The organism is Thermoplasma sp. (assembly GCF_023256435.1).
Classification (GTDB): Archaea; Thermoplasmatota; Thermoplasmata; order Thermoplasmatales; family Thermoplasmataceae; genus Thermoplasma.
Genome location: NZ_JAGDXM010000043.1, coordinates 16721 through 18103, shown reverse-complemented (window position 1 = coordinate 18103; position 1383 = coordinate 16721). Strand labels below are relative to the sequence as shown.

General features: G+C 44.2%; 2 protein-coding genes. Both read right to left on the bottom strand.

From position 1 onward, the window contains the following. Positions 1-252: 252 nt before the first annotated feature. Positions 253-1068 carry a DNA-directed RNA polymerase subunit D gene (locus tag Q0C15_RS05780; RefSeq protein ID WP_297217249.1) on the bottom strand — a complete coding sequence of 272 codons (816 nt, stop codon included), beginning with the start codon at positions 1066-1068 and terminating at the stop codon, positions 253-255. Next, a partial coding sequence (gene rpsK / locus Q0C15_RS05775; RefSeq protein ID WP_297217246.1) for a 30S ribosomal protein S11 occupies positions 1069-1383 on the bottom strand: 315 nt, incomplete at its 5' end.

Genomic DNA, 1383 nt, shown 5'->3' with positions numbered 1-1383 from the left:
TGGCAAGCTCGCGTGTTACCAGGCTACACCACACCCGCTTACCATATCACTATGAAGGAAGCATAACGGAATTAATACCTGAAATATAAATTCTTTTATGACTGCTTTCAGAGAAACGGTATTTGGGCAAAAATATGAAAATAGGATTGGGGAAAAATAGCAATTCAGACGGGTCTTCCTGCAAACCCAAATAAAAAATGTGTATTTTTATGTCAAATAGGCTGAATCTGAGATCCTTCATTCCTTCTATCTTTATTCAGAAAGACTCTCAACCAGCATATCCCATCTGTCCTTTAGACGGTTAAGAGCATAAAGCAGAGTATCCTTGGCTGTAAGGGAACCGTCTGTCTCAAACTGGAATATGAATCTGCTGTCATCCTCTTTTATGTTTACTCCGTCCGACTCAAATAGAATGTTAAGGTCATTGCAACCGAAATCATCGGTGAAAACGATCTCTTCATCGTTTTCGCTCATTACCGACTTGGGGCATGATTCCTTTATCTTCTGCCAGTCATCGAATTCCTTCTTAGAAACATGAAATTCTCTGTGGTACTTGTATGAGACGCCTGATGTGACCTGCCATTTTGCATGATCCTTGGCCGTACCGAGAATTGCTTCTGCGGTTATCAGTATCGCCTGTTTTGCTCCAAGTTTAACTATTGGTATCTCACCATCCACAGGTATAAGATCCGGATGGCTTACAGCCTGTAGATCGGATGAAAACACTGTTGATGGCCCAAGCTTATTTATTGAATAGGTTACGGTACATAGAGAACAGCCTTTACCACCGCAGGAGCACTGATCTCTGAAATTTAGCGTTAGATCCGTCTTCAGCGGTATAAGGCCAAGCCTATGTGCAACCATTTCATCGAAGAGCGGAAGAGAGGAGTCGTATACATTCCCTTCCGAATCTCTTATCTCACCGTGATGAAATGTGACATTCTCTATGGCCAGCTTTGGTATATCATTTATAAGCGTGCGACGCAGCGCGTTAGCCTGGGATGGCGTAATGCCATCTATCTCAAATCTTATGTATCTATCGGATAACTTGAAAATTTTTACGTCCATTCAGACCCTTCTCCCTCTCTTTCCCCCCTTCTTCTTGGTCCCATCGTGGGGGATAGGAGTTACTTCCTCTATACGGACAATCTTAAGTCCAGCCCTTGAAAGCGCCCTTATAGCTGCCTGTGCACCAGGTCCAGGGATCTTTGATTTGTTTCCTCCCGGCGCTCTCACCTTTATTATCAGATCCGTTATCTCCTTCTCTTTCAAAGCCTCAGAGACCATATCTGCGGCCTTCATTGCAGCATATGGACTTGCCTGATCCCTATCGTTCTTAACAACCATCCCACCGGATACCATCGCTATGGTCTCGGCGCCGGT